Annotated in this window: 14 protein-coding genes and 1 pseudogene; 14 read left to right on the top strand and 1 reads right to left on the bottom strand. The window is 49.8% G+C overall.

What is annotated here, in order from left to right; genetic code table 11:
- The first annotated feature begins 358 nt into the window (after positions 1-358).
- The 11 genes from NSQ50_RS21370 (at position 359) to moaA (ending at position 13,704) form a co-directional block, all read left to right on the top strand.
- Entirely contained in the window at positions 359-4,033 is a 3,675-nt protein-coding gene (locus NSQ50_RS21370; protein ID WP_076223011.1) for a nitrate reductase subunit alpha, read from the top strand.
- On the top strand, positions 4,023-5,594 hold the full coding sequence (gene narH, locus NSQ50_RS21365) for a nitrate reductase subunit beta (RefSeq protein ID WP_076223013.1): 1,572 nt from the start codon (positions 4,023-4,025) through the stop codon (positions 5,592-5,594). Before NSQ50_RS21370 ends, narH begins: the two co-directional genes overlap by 11 nt.
- Complete coding sequence (gene narJ / locus NSQ50_RS21360; RefSeq protein WP_036675989.1) at positions 5,587-6,153, top strand: nitrate reductase molybdenum cofactor assembly chaperone; 567 nt, start codon at positions 5,587-5,589, stop codon at positions 6,151-6,153. The genes narH and narJ overlap by 8 nt, the downstream gene beginning before the upstream one ends.
- Positions 6,150-6,836, top strand: a complete 687-nt coding sequence (gene narI, locus NSQ50_RS21355; protein ID WP_036675990.1) for a respiratory nitrate reductase subunit gamma — start codon at positions 6,150-6,152, stop codon at positions 6,834-6,836. The genes narJ and narI overlap by 4 nt, the downstream gene beginning before the upstream one ends.
- A gap of 52 nt (positions 6,837-6,888) precedes the next feature.
- The gene (locus NSQ50_RS21350; protein ID WP_036675992.1) at positions 6,889-7,347 is read left to right on the top strand and encodes a GAF domain-containing protein; all 459 of its coding nucleotides are present in this window, start codon (positions 6,889-6,891) and stop codon (positions 7,345-7,347) included.
- Positions 7,347-8,411: a sensor histidine kinase gene (locus NSQ50_RS21345; RefSeq protein ID WP_036675994.1), complete on the top strand. Its 1,065-nt coding sequence runs from the start codon at positions 7,347-7,349 to the stop codon at positions 8,409-8,411. Before NSQ50_RS21350 ends, NSQ50_RS21345 begins: the two co-directional genes overlap by 1 nt.
- A 7-nt stretch (positions 8,412-8,418) precedes the next feature.
- Positions 8,419-9,066 (top strand): response regulator transcription factor, encoded by a 648-nt coding sequence (locus NSQ50_RS21340; RefSeq protein ID WP_076223015.1) that lies wholly within the window; start codon positions 8,419-8,421, stop codon positions 9,064-9,066.
- 23 nt (positions 9,067-9,089) lie between these two features.
- Positions 9,090-9,617 carry a hemerythrin domain-containing protein gene (locus NSQ50_RS21335; protein ID WP_076141340.1) on the top strand — a complete coding sequence of 176 codons (528 nt, stop codon included), beginning with the start codon at positions 9,090-9,092 and terminating at the stop codon, positions 9,615-9,617.
- Positions 9,618-9,878: 261 nt separating this feature from the next.
- Positions 9,879-11,369: a nitrate/nitrite transporter gene (locus NSQ50_RS21330; RefSeq protein WP_036675998.1), complete on the top strand. Its 1,491-nt coding sequence runs from the start codon at positions 9,879-9,881 to the stop codon at positions 11,367-11,369.
- 42 nt (positions 11,370-11,411) lie between these two features.
- Entirely contained in the window at positions 11,412-12,662 is a 1,251-nt protein-coding gene (locus tag NSQ50_RS21325; protein ID WP_036675999.1) for a molybdopterin molybdotransferase MoeA, read from the top strand.
- Positions 12,663-12,687: 25 nt separating this feature from the next.
- The gene (moaA, locus tag NSQ50_RS21320; RefSeq protein WP_076146983.1) at positions 12,688-13,704 is read left to right on the top strand and encodes a GTP 3',8-cyclase MoaA; all 1,017 of its coding nucleotides are present in this window, start codon (positions 12,688-12,690) and stop codon (positions 13,702-13,704) included.
- Between the two features lie 191 nt (positions 13,705-13,895).
- Here the strand turns inward: moaA and NSQ50_RS21315 are convergent, their stop codons facing one another.
- Positions 13,896-14,609, bottom strand: coding sequence for a YwiC-like family protein (locus NSQ50_RS21315; protein ID WP_169744792.1), 714 nt, complete (start codon positions 14,607-14,609; stop codon positions 13,896-13,898).
- Between the two features lie 134 nt (positions 14,610-14,743).
- Here NSQ50_RS21315 and mobB point away from each other — a divergent pair, with 134 nt between their 5' ends.
- From mobB to NSQ50_RS21300, 3 genes and pseudogenes are all read left to right on the top strand, one after another.
- Complete coding sequence (gene mobB / locus NSQ50_RS21310; protein ID WP_244886529.1) at positions 14,744-15,415, top strand: molybdopterin-guanine dinucleotide biosynthesis protein B; 672 nt, start codon at positions 14,744-14,746, stop codon at positions 15,413-15,415.
- Positions 15,399-15,716 (top strand): annotated as a pseudogene (gene mobA / locus NSQ50_RS21305) (molybdenum cofactor guanylyltransferase); the annotation flags it as partial. The gene mobB and the pseudogene mobA, both read left to right, overlap by 17 nt.
- A gap of 252 nt (positions 15,717-15,968) precedes the next feature.
- Positions 15,969-16,454 carry a molybdenum cofactor biosynthesis protein MoaE gene (locus tag NSQ50_RS21300; protein WP_038574689.1) on the top strand — a complete coding sequence of 162 codons (486 nt, stop codon included), beginning with the start codon at positions 15,969-15,971 and terminating at the stop codon, positions 16,452-16,454.
- Positions 16,455-16,567: the final 113 nt, after the last annotated feature.

Below are 16,567 nucleotides of genomic sequence, written 5' to 3'. Positions count from 1 at the left end.
ATAAGAATCTATATGTTTCATATGATAATGATCATTCTACTTCTCGCTGAAACGGTACCGTCTTCAAAAAAGGACGGTAAAGCCGTTTCCACTTGCCAGTATAGCACACGAATTTGCAGAGGAATTCCCGCTAAGGAATTCCCCGGACCAAAAAGAGGGAAGTCCCTAATGGGATCCTCTGCCCGGGAAGTAAACGGCAGGAACACAGCTTTTCTCCTCAGTGGGAAAGGCTTTTTGCTTTTTATTCAGATCGAGGGAATTCCCGAGGTTCAATAGGTGTTTCCCTAATGGGAAGCACGGCCGGGTAGATCCATAATGGTATTAATTGAATAAATTTTGAAGGGAGTGTTCTGGATCGATGAAGAAGAAATTCGGACTTAACTTTTTTAAACCGGTTGAAAGCTATTCCGGAAACTGGTCCATTCTTGAAGAGAAAAATAGAGATTGGGAGAATATGTACCGCCAGCGCTGGTCTCACGATAAAGTAGTGCGTACCACTCACGGAGTCAACTGTACAGGCTCCTGCAGCTGGAAGGTGTTTGTGAAGAACGGAATCATTACTTGGGAAAATCAGCAGATCGATTATCCTTCCTGCGGACCGGATATGCCGGAGTTTGAACCGCGCGGTTGTCCCCGCGGAGCTACCTTCTCGTGGTACGAATATAGTCCATTGCGCGTGAAATACCCGTATATCAGAGGGAAACTGTGGCGGCTGTGGCAAACGGCGTTGAAGGAGCATGACAATTACATCGATGCCTGGGCCAGTATTGTTGAAGACCCCGAGAAGGCTAGCCAGTACAAGAAGGCGCGCGGTAAAGGTGGACATATACGTGTAGCCTGGGACGACGCGCTGCGGCTGATCTCGGCCCAGCTGATCTACACGATCCGGAAATACGGTCCCGACCGCATCGCCGGCTTCACACCGATTCCGGCCATGTCCATGGTCAGCTACGCATCGGGGGCGCGATTCATATCACTACTAGGCGGTCAAATGCTCAGTTTCTATGACTGGTATGCTGATCTTCCTCCGGCTTCCCCGCAAATTTGGGGCGAGCAGACGGATGTTCCAGAATCTTCGGATTGGTACAACGCCGGTTACCTGATGATGTGGGGCTCTAACGTACCGCTAACTCGGACGCCGGATGCCCACTTTATGACTGAAGTACGCTATAAGGGAACCAAAGTCGTGTCGGTGGCACCGGATCTCGCAGAGAACGTCAAATTCGCCGACAACTGGCTGGCCCCGAATCCAGGGTCGGACGCTGCGCTTGCCCAGGCCATGACGCATGTCATTCTGCAAGAGTTCTACCAGGAACGCCAGGAGCCGATGTTCCTGAATTATGCGAAGCAATATACAGATATGCCTTTCCTGATTCTGCTTGACCCTCATGAGGATGCCCTTAAAGGCGGACGTTTCTTGCGGGCGAGTGATCTTGGAGATAACTCCCAGCACTCAGACTGGAAACCGGTAATCTTTGACGAGGTGGCTGGTGAGATGATGGTTCCGAACGGTACCATGGGGCAGCGCTGGGAGGAAGGAAAGAAATGGAATCTGATCCTCGAGCGGGAAGACGGCAGTAAAGTAGAACCCGCCTTGACCATCGAAGGCCACGGAGAAGAGTGGACGGAAATCGTGTTCCCGTACTTCGATAATGCCGGCAACGGCACCTTCAGACGGGTGATTCCGGCCCGCAAAATACGGCTTGCCGACGGTGCAGAACGTTATGCCGCCACAGTCTATGATCTGATGATGAGCCAGTATGGCATCGCACGTACAGAAAGTCCGCTTAACGCAAAGGGATATGAGGATCAATCCTCTTATTACACCCCGGCATGGCAAGAGAAGATTACGACGGTAAAGGCGAGTGTCGTAGTTCAGATTGCCCGCGAATTTGCCCAGAATGCGATTGATACGGGTGGACGCTCTATGATCATCATGGGCGCAGGGATTAATCACTGGTTCAACAGCGATACCATCTATCGTTCCATTCTGAATCTAGTGGTGCTGACCGCTTCCCAAGGTGTTAACGGCGGCGGCTGGGCGCATTATGTTGGTCAGGAGAAATGCCGTCCGATTGAAGGCTGGTCAACGGTTGCTTTTGCCAAGGACTGGCAGGGTCCGGCACGTCAGCAGAACGCGACTTCGTTCTTCTATTTCGCAACAGAGCAATGGCGTTATGAGGAGAGCGGCACTGATTCACTGAAATCGCCGACTGGAGGGGATGTAGCTTACCAACATCCGGCTGACTATAACGTATTGGCTGCCCGTCTCGGATGGCTGCCATCCTTCCCGCAATTCAACAAGAACAGTCTTCTGTTCGCCGAGGAAGCCGCACAGCAAGGCAAGAAGACTAACAGCGAGATTATCAGTCACACCGTGGAAGAGATTAAATCACGGAAAACACGGTTTGCCGTGGAAGATCCCGGCGCACCGGAGAACTTTCCCCGTTCATTATTTATCTGGCGCTCGAACCTGATTTCAAGCTCTGCCAAAGGGCAGGAATACTTCATGAAGCATTTGCTCGGAGCTTCCGACGGTCTGCTGGCCGAGCCGAATGAAGAACAGAAACCGGAAGAGATTATCTGGCGTGAGGATGTCGAAGGTAAGCTCGATCTGATGGTTGCCCTGGATTTCCGGATGACGACAACACCCCTCTATGCAGATATCGTGCTGCCGGCCGCAACCTGGTATGAGAAAACAGATCTGTCGTCGACTGACATGCATCCGTTTGTTCATCCGTTCAATCCGGCAGTTAACCCGCTGTGGGAATCCCGGTCGGATTGGGATATTTACCGCCAGCTGGCTGAGGTATTCTCCGAAATGGCAAAATCGCATCTGCCTGGCGTTTATAAGGATGTTGTGATGTCACCGCTCGGCCATGATTCGGTAAGCGAGATCTCACAGCCGATGGGTCTTGTCAAAGACTGGACCAAAGGCGAAGTTCCGGCTATCCCGGGCAAAACAATGCCGAACTTTACTATTGTAGAGCGTGATTATACTAAAATTCATGACAAATACATTTCACTCGGACCTAACCTCGCAATCGGCAAAGCAGGCGCGCACGGCATCAGCTTCTCTGTCGCCGAAGAATATGAGGAATTGAAGAAGCTCAGCGGTGTTTATTTCGATGAAACGATTAAAAACGGACTGCCGAAGCTGCAGACTGCCCGCCAGGCCGCAGATACGATTCTTCACCTGTCTTCGGCTACCAACGGGCGCGTGTCCCAGAAGGCTTACGCTGCAGCGGAGAAGGATTCAGGAGTAGAGCTGCGGGATATCTCGGCGGACCGGGCCGCAGAAAAGATTACGTTCCAGAGCATCACCGCACAGCCGCGGGAAGTCATTCCGACACCGGTATTCAGCGGGTCGAACAAGCAGGGACGGCGCTATTCACCGTTCACCACGAACATTGAACGTCTCGTTCCGTTCCGGACGCTGACCGGAAGACAGCATTTCTACATTGACCATGAAATCTTCCAGCAGTTCGGCGAAGCGCTGCCGGTTTACAAGCCAACGTTGCCTCCGATGGTCTTCGGGCCGCGTGACAAGGAAGTGAAGGGTGGACAGGATTCTCTGGTTCTGAGATATCTGACACCGCACGGGAAATGGAATATCCATTCGACCTATCAGGATAACCAGCACATGCTGACGTTGTTCCGGGGCGGTCCAACCGTGTGGATCAATAATGAGGATGCTGCGGCACATCACATTGAGGATAATGACTGGCTCGAAGTCTACAACCGTAACGGTGTCGTAACTGCACGCGCGGTTGTCAGTCACCGGATGCCGAGAGGCACCATGTTTATGTACCATGCCCAGGACAAGCACATTCAAGTACCGGGCTCTGAAATTACGGATACGCGCGGCGGAAGCCACAATGCGCCTACCCGGATTCATCTGAAGCCTACCCAGATGGTCGGCGGATACGCACAGCTCAGCTACGGTTTTAACTACTATGGTCCGATCGGCAACCAGCGTGATGTCTACGTAGCCGTCCGCAAAATGAAGGAGGTCAACTGGCTTGAAAATTAAAGCGCAAGTTGCAATGGTAATGAATCTGGATAAATGCATCGGCTGCCACACCTGCAGCGTGACCTGCAAGACGACCTGGACGAACCGTAAAGGTGCGGAATATATGTGGTTCAATAACGTGGAAACGAAACCGGGGATTGGTTATCCGAAACGCTGGGAAGACCAGGAGCTCTACAAGGGCGGCTGGCAGCTGCGCAAGGGGAAGCTGGAGCTGAAATCCGGCAATAAGCTGTCCAAGATTGCGCTCGGCAAAATCTTCTACAACCCCGACATGCCGGAGATGAAGGATTATTATGAACCGTGGACTTACAATTATGAGCATCTGACGAATGCAGGAGAGCAAAAGCATTCCCCGGTGGCGCGGGCTCATTCTGCTGTAACAGGCGAGAAGATGGATCTGGAATGGGGGCCTAACTGGGAGGATGATCTGGCGGGAGCGCATGTAACCGGCCCGCTTGACCCGAATATCCAGAAGATCGAGGAAGAAATTAAATTCAACTTCGAGAAATCGTTTATGATCTATCTGCCGCGCCTCTGTGAACACTGCCTCAACCCAAGCTGTGTCGCCTCCTGCCCTTCAGGTGCGATGTACAAACGGGATGAAGACGGGATTGTTCTGGTCGACCAGGAAGCCTGCCGAGGCTGGAGATATTGCATGACTGGCTGTCCGTATAAAAAAGTGTATTTCAACTGGCAGACCAACAAAGCGGAGAAGTGCACCTTCTGTTTCCCGCGTGTGGAAGCAGGACTGCCTACGGTATGCTCCGAGACCTGTACAGGCCGAATCCGCTATCTCGGGGTTCTGCTGTATGATGCCGACAAGGTTCTTGATGCCGCATCCACCCCGGACGAGAAAGATTTGTACAAAGCACAATGTGATCTGTTCATGAATCCGCATGATCCGGAAGTCATTGCCCAGGCGAGAAAAGATGGTATCTCTGAGGATTGGCTGGAGGCAGCCCAGAACTCACCGGTCTATAAACTGGCGATTGAGCACAAGCTTGCCTTCCCGCTTCACCCGGAATACCGCACACTGCCTATGGTGTGGTATGTGCCGCCGCTTAGCCCGATCATGAATTATTTTGAAGGTAAAGATTCGCTGAAGAATCCCGATATGATTTTCCCGGCTATCGAAGAGATGCGCACACCGATCCAGTATCTGGCGAACATACTGACCGCAGGCGATACGGAGACCGTCAAAGAAGCCCTGCAGCGGATGGCCATGATGCGCTCCTACATGCGCGCTAAATCCTCAGGCCAAGGGTTTGACGCTAGCCGTCTTGAACGTGTCGGTATGACAGCACAGCAGACAGAGGAAATGTACCGGCTGCTCGCGATTGCCAAATATGAAGACCGTTTCGTGATCCCAACCTCCCACAAGGAGCAGCACATGAACCCTTACCGTGCCCAGGGCTCGACCGGTTTCGGAAACGGGATGGGCGATATGGGCTCCGGCTCCGGTTGTGACGGCTGCGGACCTGCCAGCTCTGCCGGCGACACGATGAAGACCGGCAAGGAAATGTATGAAGAGAATTTCTACGGGGGGATTTGGCGTGATTGATCTGATCAAACTGCATGATTACAAGGAATCCTTCGGTTATTTCGCCCTGCAGCTCATGTACCCGGAGAAGCTGGACTTTCATCCGGCTTTTCTGGAAGAGGCGTTTGACAGTACTCATCCGGGTTATGCCCATGTGCATACCTATTGGAAGCAAATGCAGAGCTTCAGTCTGGATGAGATTCAGGAGAGTTATGCCGCTACATTTGATTTTCAGAAGGACTGCGCCTTGTATATGACCTATTTCAAATTTGAGGAGGCCAAGGAACGGGGGCAAATGCTCGCCAAGTTGAAGCTTCTGTACGAAATGTTCGGTCTGGAAATGCCGGAGGAAGAACTACCTGATTATTTGCCGCTTATGTGTGAATTTCTATATGCCGCGCAGTGGTTGGAAGTCCCGGGAGCGCCGGAGAATTTCCGGATGCTGATAGCGATTCTTGAGGATGGTACGTATCATCTGCTCAAGGCTCTGGAACGAAATGAAAGTCCCTATTTCCATCTGGTCAAGGGATTGCGCGAAACATTAAAAGCTTGTGCTGAACAGGAGGCCCTGAGTCAATGAATATGCTGGGTCAGTTTTTATGGGTCATTTTTCCCTACATGTGTATGGTGATCTTTATCGGCGGACATATTTTTCGTTATCGTAAGGATCAGTTTAACTGGACGGCCAAATCAAGTGAGTTTATTGAAAAGAAACAACTGAAATTCGGCAGCATTCTGTTCCACCTCGGAATTATGCCGGTTATCCTGGGCCATATTGGCGGGCTCGCTGTTCCGAAATCATGGCTGGAATCCATCGGCGTAAGTGATCATCTTTACCATATCGGCGCGGTATACATCGGGGGCATCTTCGGTGCAGCCACACTGCTCGGGATGCTGATTCTGACTTCGCGGCGCTTTACGCTTAAGAATGTCCGCCGTCTCAGCAGTGCATCGGACCTGATAGTCAACTCACTCCTCCTGTTTATCGTGTTTATGGGGATGTACTCTACCATTGTAACGAATGCCGTACAACCTGAGTTTGACTACCGCGATACGATTTCTGTCTGGTTCCGCGGCCTGTTCATGTTCCGTCCGGACCCGTCACTGATGAGTGATGTGCCGTTTTCCTTCAAGCTTCACATCTTGTCGGGGTTTGCCATCTTTGCCTTTTGGCCGTTCACCCGGTTGGTCCATGTATGGAGTGTTCCGTTGAATTATATAGGCAGAAGTTATATCCTATACAGAAGAAATAAATCGAATTAACGGAAAGAGTTGCGTGGACTTCTTTTCCTGTTCTAATCGAGGAGAGAAAACGATGAACAATAAGGTGGATTATCAAATCGAACTTGACCGGATCCGCGCAGCTCTAGGATATGACTTCATGTCGCTGGCTCTTGCTGAACCTGCGGAATATGACTATGTAATTCGGTGGAAATACGCCTCAGGGAACACTAATGACCGTTACAAACGGATTGTACTTCAATCCGGCAGAGGGATTGCAGGGATCGTGTTCAAGACCGGAAAACCGTTCTTAATCCCTTCTGTGCAGACAGATGTGAAGCCTGATACCTTGTTTAATTATCCCATTACTAAGATGGAGAATTTGAACAGTATTGGTGCTGTACCGGTGTGGAATGATGCCCGCGTCGCAGGCGTGCTTCTAGGCGGTTTCAGGGGTGAACGGCAGGTAACCGCTGAAATGCTGAGAGACCTGGACAGGGTAGCACGTAAGGGGATTGGAGACTTGAACGGGAAGGAATTGTTGCTCAGTTGATGACACCCGGAATGGATCTGCGGAGCCTGCTCATGACGAAGCTGTTCGAGAACAGCTCGGAGGCGATGTTCTTTTTTGACCGGCAAGGGAAAGCCCTGGCGATGAATCCGGCTGCCGAGAACATCGTTGACCAGGATATCCTGAAGCAGTTGTATCAGGGAAATCCGGAGGCACTATGCGGGACCTGCCGGGGATACACTAGTGAGACGGAGCTCCGCACATGCCTTAATTGTTACTTTCATACACCGGACTCAGAGGAATTTACCTCTTATCAAGTCTATCTGGAGACGAAAGATAAGGGGATTGTCCCTTATGCCGCCACCTTTCACACGATAGATGACGAGAATGGTATCAGAGTGTTTATGCTCAGGGATCTGAGCAGACAGTTCACGACACAAGAGAAGTTCTACCAGAACAAGATGATGAAGCATATCATTGAGGCGCAGGAGAATGAACGCAAGCGGATATCCCGTGAACTGCATGACAGCGTTGCCCAAGAGCTGATGAGTGCCGTGATTGATCTGCGTGTGCTCAAATATATGACAGCTGATGAACAGCTGCTGAAGAAGGTGAAGCAGACCGAAGTATCCATGACAAGACTTCTGAATGATATCCGCAACCTTTCCGTGGAGCTCAGGCCGGCTGCACTTGATGATTTCGGGCTGGAGGCTGCATTCCGGTCACACTTCAAGCGGATGGAACAAAGCTACGGACTTATAATTGAATATGAGTCCCGGCTTTTGGAGAAACGGTATGAGAGTGAGATTGAAACCGTCATGTACCGTGTATGCCAGGAAGCTGTGTTGAACGCCCTGAAGTATGCCCAGGTAGACAGCGTCAAAGTATCTCTTACAGAAAATGACGGCGTGCTGCGGCTTCTGATTAAGGATGAGGGAACAGGCTTCATTCAGGGAGACGAACCCAATGGAACCGGACTTGGTCTTTTTGGCATGCAGGAACGGGCGGAGCTGGTGGGTGGCACCTTCACCGTAGATTCAGGGATAGGTAGGGGCACAACCATTATTTTACAGGTGCCAGTAGGATTATCCCGAGGAAAGGAATGAGCTTCTGATGAAGATCGTCATTGCAGACGACCATGCGATCGTACGGAGCGGATTCTCCATGATTCTCAATTTTCAGGATGACATAGAAGTGATCGGAGCGGCGGCAGACGGGAGGGAAGCTTATATAATGGTTGCCAAATTCCGGCCGGATATTCTGATTATGGATTTAAGCATGCCTCCGGGCGAAAGTGGGCTGGTTGCAACCGGGAAGATTAAAGAGGATTATCCCGATACCAAAATCCTAATTCTGACGATGCATGACGATGATGAATATCTTTTTCATGTATTGAAGAACGGGGCCTCCGGTTATGTTCTCAAAAGCGCTCCGGACGAGGAGCTTTTGCTGGCCATCCGGACCATTTATGAAGGCGGCACTTATATCCATCCTAAGATGGCGACCTCACTGGTCCGTGAATTTATTAAGCAGGACAAATCCGCCGGTACAGAGGATCTGTTTGAGCTGTTGTCCAAACGTGAACTGGAGATCCTGCCGCTTATCGCCAAGGGATACGGGAACAAGGAAATCGCAGAGAAGCTGTTTATTTCGGTAAAAACGGTGGAAGCCCACAAAGCGAAAATTATGGAGAAGTTAAACCTTAAAAGCAGACCGGAGCTGGTCGAGTATGCTTTAAGGAAAAAAATGCTGGATTTCTGATTTGCAAATGGAGGGTTAGCAGGATGCCGGAAAATACAGGGCTCAAGTTTACGATGCCCGCCATGCGTATTCTTGAGAATGAACACCGCTATTTATCATTTCTGATGGAAGAATGGCATGCCCTTGTACTCTGGTTTGAACACGATCAGCCCGCTCTGGAAGAATCTAGGACACAGCTGCATAAGCTGCGTAAGGCGATTCTGGAGTTTACTGGTCCGTTGAAGAAGCATACTGTGAAGGAAGAAACGTTTTTTTTTCCGCTGCTTGGCAGTTATATCGGCTTTGAACAAGGACCACTGGTCGGCATCCAGGAGGAGCACCGCGAGATTGACGGATATATAGGGCATTTCCTGCATTACACAGAGGGCAATATAGATATGCTGCCGCTTGAGGATATCCGCGCAGCTGTTAAGGATGCAGGGGAGGCTTTTGAGGTTCTGACGGTACACTTTGTCAAAGAAGAGACTGTCATTTACCCGATGGCCGAGCATCAGCTGAGTGCGAAAGACAAAGAACGGTTAAGCCAGCAATTGAATACGCTCATTACGTGAGAATGAACAGGCTGCTCCTACTTGGGGCGGCTTTTTTGGGTCTTATTAAGAGAGTAGATAAGGTATTATGTTTCATTTGTGATAGGAGTGAATAAGTTCTGGAGCATGGCCCCACTATGTGGGGTTATTTTATTTTTAGGGTTTCCCCTGTCAGGGAAAGGGGACTCCCCTATATCTGAGCCGGGGGATCGGCGGATACAATGAGTACAGGAAGTATTGGTATGAATAATCAAGAGAATAAACGGCGAAAAGGTGAGTCGAATGATTAAAAAAATGCAATTGCCGCTACAAACATTAAACTTGATTACTGGATTCATGGTGTGGGTGATCATCTCTTCCCTGATGCCCTTTATTTCCGAGGATATCAGCATTCCTCCGGGGCGGCTAGCGATGGTCACGGCTATTCCGGTGGTGCTCGGCTCTATTCTAAGGATTCCTTTAGGCTATTATGCAAACATTCTGGGAGCACGCATTATTTTTATGTTCAGCTTTATCCTGCTTTTGTTTCCGGTATATTTCATCAGTGAAGCATCCTCGGTCACTCATTTAATTATCGGAGGTTTGTTCCTGGGAATCGGCGGAGCCGTTTTTTCGGTAGGTGTAACCTCTTTGCCGAAGTATTTCCCTAAAGATAAGCATGGTCTGGTCAACGGAATCTACGGGATCGGGAATATCGGAACAGCTGTCACTACCTTCTCGGCTCCGATTGTGGCAGCACAGATTGGCTGGGCACCCGCGGTTAAAATGTATCTTATCCTGTTACTGGTATTTATCGCATTAAATTTCTTCTTTGGGGATCGTCATGAGCCTAAACTCAAAACGCCGATTATTGAACAGATCAAGGGCGTGTCCAAAAATGAAAAGCTCTGGCTTTTCTCCTTGTTCTATTTCATAACCTTTGGCTCCTTCGTTGCCTTCACTATTTATCTGCCGAACTTTCTAGTTTCGAACTTCGGTCTGGAAAAAGTGGATGCCGGGATGCGCACAGCCGGCTTCATTGCCGTTGCGACCTTCTTCCGGCCGATAGGCGGCTGGCTTGCCGACAAGTTCCAGCCTTTGTTTCTGCTTACCGGCACATTCAGTATTTATACGGTTGCAGCAATCATCCTGGCATTTATGCCTGACATGGGCTTATATACAGTAGGTTGCCTTGCTATTGCGTTCAGCGCGGGAATCGGTAACGGAGTCATATTCAAATTAGTCCCACTGTACTTCAATAAGCAGGCGGGTGTCGCCAACGGGATCGTATCGATGATGGGCGGTCTGGGCGGTTTTTTCCCTCCCATTATGCTGTCGGTGATTTATTCGGCTACAGGGCAATATTCCATCGGGTTCATGCTGCTCTCTCAGGTAGCGCTGGCCAGTCTGGTGCTGGTAGTGTGGATCTATTTTCAGGACCGGCTTGCGCTTACCTCTGAAGTGTTCAATTCTACCGGACAGGGGATTCTGGTTACGGATGTCTCCGGTCTGATCAAGACCGTCAATCCGGCGTTCACGAAGCTCACCGGCTATACGGAAGACGAAGTTCTTGGCAGACAGCCCAGCATTCTGAAGTCAGGCCGCCAATCCAAGGAGTTCTACCGCTTAATGTGGAGCGAAGTCAGGGAGAAGGGGATGTGGCAGGGTGAAATCTGGAACAAGCGCAAGGGCGGGGAAGAGTATTTGCAGTGGCTGAATATCAGCGCTGTAAAGGATGAGACCGGCGAAGATGTCCGGTATGTAGGCACATTCAGCGATATTACGGAGAAATAACCGGATGAACCGTTTTTTAGTACGGCACTAAGTTAGGAGCAGATGAAGGTGGAAAAGACCAGAACTCCGGTTACCGTTGCCGAAGCTGTATTCCGGGTAACTGAAAGAGCATGTCGCATAGGTACAGAAAGGATTCCACTTGCTGAAAGCTATGGACGGATCCTGGCGGAGCCGCTGACGGCAACCCATGATGTTCCGCATTTTACCCGATCACCCTATGACGGATATGCAATTTCTTCGGCAGATTCTGCCGGTGCTTCCGGTAATAACAGGATCAGCTTTACTGTAGTAGATCATATCGGCGCAGGGGCAGTATCTCAGATTGCAATTGGGCCATGCGAAGCTGTCCGTCTGATGACGGGAGCGGCGCTGCCGGCAGGAGCGGATGCTGTAGTTATGTTTGAACAGGCCACAGCAGCAGGTCATACGTTTACAATCCGTAAAGCTTTTGCGCCACAGGAGAATCTGTCCCTGAAGGGTGAAGATATGCGGTCAGGAGAAATGATCGTTCCGGCCGGCAGCTTCATTCATCCCGGGATTGTAGCGCTGCTGGCTACATTCGGTTATGGGTATGTTCAGGTCGGTAAGCGGCCGGTAGTAGGGATATTGTCTACGGGAACCGAACTGCTGGAGGTGACAGCACAGCTTGCACCCGGCAAAATCCGCAACAGTAACGGACCGATGATCGCAGCCCAGCTCGCCCGGATGGGTATTCCTTACCGGATGTATGATACAGCCGCAGACCAACTGGAAGCATGCCTGCTGACGGTGCGGAAGGCAATGACAGAAACAGACTGCCTGATCACAACGGGAGGTGTGTCCGTCGGTGATTATGACTACCTGCCGGAAATATATAACCGTCTCGGGGCTGATGTGCTGTTCAACAAGGTGGCGATGCGTCCGGGCAGCGTGACCACAGTTGCGGTTGCCGGGGATAAGTACTTGTTCGGACTGTCCGGCAATCCTTCTGCCTGCTTCACAGGCTTCGAGCTGTTTGTTAGACCCGCCCTGCTCAAAATGATGGGAGCGGATAAAATTTATCTGCCGCGCACGACGGCGGTACTGGCAGAGGATTACCCAAAGGCCAATCCGTTCACCCGGTTTATCCGGGCTGTTCATGACCGCACCTCGGTGCGTCCTGCCGGTTTCAATAAATCTAATGCCGTATCTTCCATCGCACGCGGGAATTCGCTGATTGTGCTGCCGGGCGGGACAAGAGGTTACGCCGCAGGTGATCTTGTTGATGTACTGCTTCTGGGTGTTGAAGAAGGTACTGATAAATGGGTACTGTAAGCCTACCGGAAGGGAGATAAGAGTCATGAATGCACATCCACTAAAGGATCAATTGCGACGGCCTATCCATGATTTGCGGATTTCGGTAACAGACCGGTGCAATTTCCGCTGTTCCTACTGCATGCCGAAGGAAGTGTTCGGTGATGATTATGCATTCCTCCCCGCAAGCGAGCTGTTAACCTTTGAGGAAATCTGCCGGCTGACGAAGCTGTTCGTATCCCTTGGAGTAAGCAAAATCCGGTTGACCGGTGGCGAGCCGCTTATGCGGCGTAATCTGCCTGAGCTTGTTGCGGGAATCCGCGCTATCGGCGGTGTAAAAGATATGGGACTGACGACGAATGGGGTACTGCTCGGTGCGCAGGCAGCGCCACTGTATGCTGCGGGACTCCGCAGACTGAACGTCAGCTTGGATGCTTTGGAGCATAAGCGGTTTGGAAAAATGAACGGACGGGGCTTTACGTCTGGATTAATTCTGCGTCATATTGATCATGCCGTAGAAGCCGGGTTTGAGGTCAAAGTAAACATGGTGGTACAAAGAGGTGTGAACGAATCGGAGATTGTACCGATGGCTGCCTATTTCAAGGATAAGAATATAACTTTGCGGTTCATTGAGTTTATGGATGCCGGCAACGATAACGGCTGGAGCTATGAGAAGGTTGTAACCAAACGGGAAATACTGGAGCGCCTCCAAGGCTCATTTGAACTGGAAGCACAGGACCATAATTATTTTGGCGAGGTAGCCAAAAGGTACCGGCACAAGGGTAGCTGTACCGAGGTCGGTTTTATTACTTCCGTATCTGAATCGTTCTGCTCTTCCTGTACACGTGCCCGGCTGTCTTCCGACGGCAAATTGTACACTTGCCTGTTCGCATCAGACGGTTTTGATCTCAGGGAAATGCTCCGCAGCGGGGCGAGTGACCAAAGCCTGCTGCTAGCCATTAGGGATGTATGGGAGCAGCGGACAGACCGTTACTCCGATGAGCGGACAGAACAAACCGTGAAGAACAGAACAAAGATCGGCATGTCCTATATTGGAGGTTAAAGAGCAGAATGCAATTTCAGCTGTTGATCGAGCCGGATGGCAGATCATTTTTGGCTGAGCAATGTATCCTTATTGTACCTCCAGGATCGAGCAATCCGGAAATGATCGCAGAATAGACTAACGCAACAACAAGGAAGCTCCTCTACCCGGATTACCGGCAGATGAGCTTTCTGGTTTTTTACAACTGTATACTAGAAGTACAACACGAGCACAGACACATATAACATAAAGGAGAAGCCAATTTCGATGATTCCGGTACGTTTTACTGTGATGCCCGTCTTTGGCAGGACAGCTGCCCGCACAAGCAGGATGAGCAGCGGAACAAGCAGAGATGGAAACAGGAACAGCCCGGCTGCTGCAACCAGCAGGTGATATAGAACAGATCCGTAATAGAAGCTAATATTATTTCGTTCACGGATGATGGTTTTGACATACAAAGCGGTTCCGACAAAGTACAGGACAGCCAGCAGGAACAACTCGGTCGCTGTCCGCCAGCTTTCTCCCTGACCGACGTAGAAGACCGGATAAATGATCAGGCAAAATGCCAAAATGGCCGAGATATCATTGAGCAGGGCACGTTCATTTTTAGTTTTTGCATAATAGAGATTTACAGCGAACAAAGGCACGAGCGGTAGAACAAACCATAACAACTTAGGTTCGGCTACTACCAGATAGACGATCAAAGGGAGTAGCAGAATTCCATATACCTTCAAGGGCTGGGCATAGCGTTTAAATCTTCCTGTCTTCACCCCCTGCAGTAAAGGAAAACTGAACAAATAGATCAGAAGCCAGCAAGCAAACAGCGGAATATGTATCGGTTGCCCCTGGGATGCGGCTACCCCGAACAGAAAGGGAAGGACGAGCATCGCCCAGGCGCCGTGCTGGTTAGGGATATACTTCTTCATAGTAAACATCCTCCTACCCTGAAATATCATGGCATGCGAGGATGCCATACTCTTTAACTATACGTTTTTCCTTGAGGGGACCCGGGTGATTTGAAGCACTAATCATTTTAAGAAAAGGAGTAAACATCGTGAGTATGGAATCTCATCATGCAACAGTACAGGGTCCGGTTCCTGTATTACAAATTGTCGGGTACAAGAATAGCGGAAAAACAACACTTGCCTGCCGTTTAATTCGAGCTCTATCTACTCAAGGTATACGCGTCGGGTCTGCTAAACACGATGCTCACCATTTTCAATTAGATGATCCGGGTACAGACAGCAGCAGGCATCTGCTGCACGGTGCGATTGAAACCGTACTGACATCGTCTGAGGCTACAAGAATAATGCGGAAGTCCGAGACTTCATTAGAAGAAATCGTACAGTCTATGTATGGTAAGGTTGATCTGCTGATTGCTGAAGGGTTCAAATCTGCAGATTATCCCAAAATCGCCTTGATCCGCAATGTAAATGAAATGATAAATCTGCGAAGTCAAGCAACGAATATTTATATGTGGTTAAGCTGGGAGGAGGACGCTAATATGAAAAGTGTAACGTCTGTGGTAAGCAAGAATACTACCCCTGTACTACTTTTAAGGGATCAAGCTCTTATAGATCAGGAGGTCCTCAACCTGGCTTTGTCGCTGCTTCAATCTAATATAGGAATCCCTGACATAAGAGAAGGAGATTCCCTTACAGGAGGTGCACATTGTGCTGACTGGAATAATACTGGCAGGGGGACAGAATTCCCGGATGAAGGGTCGGAATAAAGCGCTCCTGACCTATCACGGGGAGCATTTTATTGTTAGACAGGTGAAGGAGATGCGTACCCTTTGCTCCAAGATCATTATTGTTACGAAAGATGCATCCCTGTATGAGGATTGTCTTCCATCCGGTCTCATTTTTCTACCGGACATCTATGAAGGGCATGGACCCTTAAGCGGGTTTCATGCCGCTTTTGTCAGGGTGGAAACGGATTATGCTTGGGTTGTCGGATGCGATAGTCCTAATATTTCAGCCCCTGCAGCTTCGTGGATGCTCACCCGGTTCAAGGAAGGCGACTATGATGCTGTTCTTCCCATCATTAACGGTAAGCATCAGATGCTCCATGGGGTATATCGGCCGCACCTGATTTTGCCAAGTATCATTGATAGACTGGAAACACGACAGTACCAGCTATCAGGATTATTAGATTCGATGCATTGGTTAGGGGTAGATAAGGGCGACCTTGCTGGTGCTGGTATATATGAGGATTTCACTGTAGATGTAGATACACCTGAGCAATATAAGGATTTGCTGCATCTATCGAAAGGGAGTGATCACATGGGCAGTTCATTATTTGAAATTACAGACGGACCGATCACACCAGCGGAGGTATCTGATAAAGTCCTGCGTAGAGAAGCGGGAGCGATTACCTTATTCCTAGGCACTGTACGGGAGTTCACGCAGGGTAAGCGGACATTATATCTTGAATATGAAGCTTATCCGCTCATGGCTGTAGCGCAATTGGAACGAATCGGGCAGGAAGTGAATGAGCGTTGGCCAAATACTATGGTTGCTGTAACCCATAGGATAGGAAAACTTGAAATCACTGATATCGCCGTTGTGATCGCTGTATCCTCGCCGCACCGTAAGGCCGCTTACGAAGCGAATGAATATGTGATTGACCGGATTAAAGAAATCGTGCCTATTTGGAAAAAAGAAATGGGCGAAGACGGCGAAGCATGGGTTGGCGATCAGCTGAATCAATTAACCTATCCGGAAGGGCGGCCATTTTTTCCGGATGTTTCTGCAGAAGATAAGAAGTAGAGGCGGCTATTAATGAAGCAGGGGAGGAAGCAAAGAACATAAATGAGTACTGCTCGAATTGCCTTGTAGTATAATATTAATCAATTCAAGCCATCTAAACCTAAGGCAGCAAT

Origin of the sequence: Paenibacillus sp. FSL R10-2788, from assembly GCF_038003885.1 — a bacterium.
GTDB lineage: Bacteria > Bacillota > Bacilli > Paenibacillales > Paenibacillaceae > Paenibacillus_AQ > Paenibacillus_AQ odorifer.
This window is presented reverse-complemented; position numbering and strand designations above follow the sequence as displayed.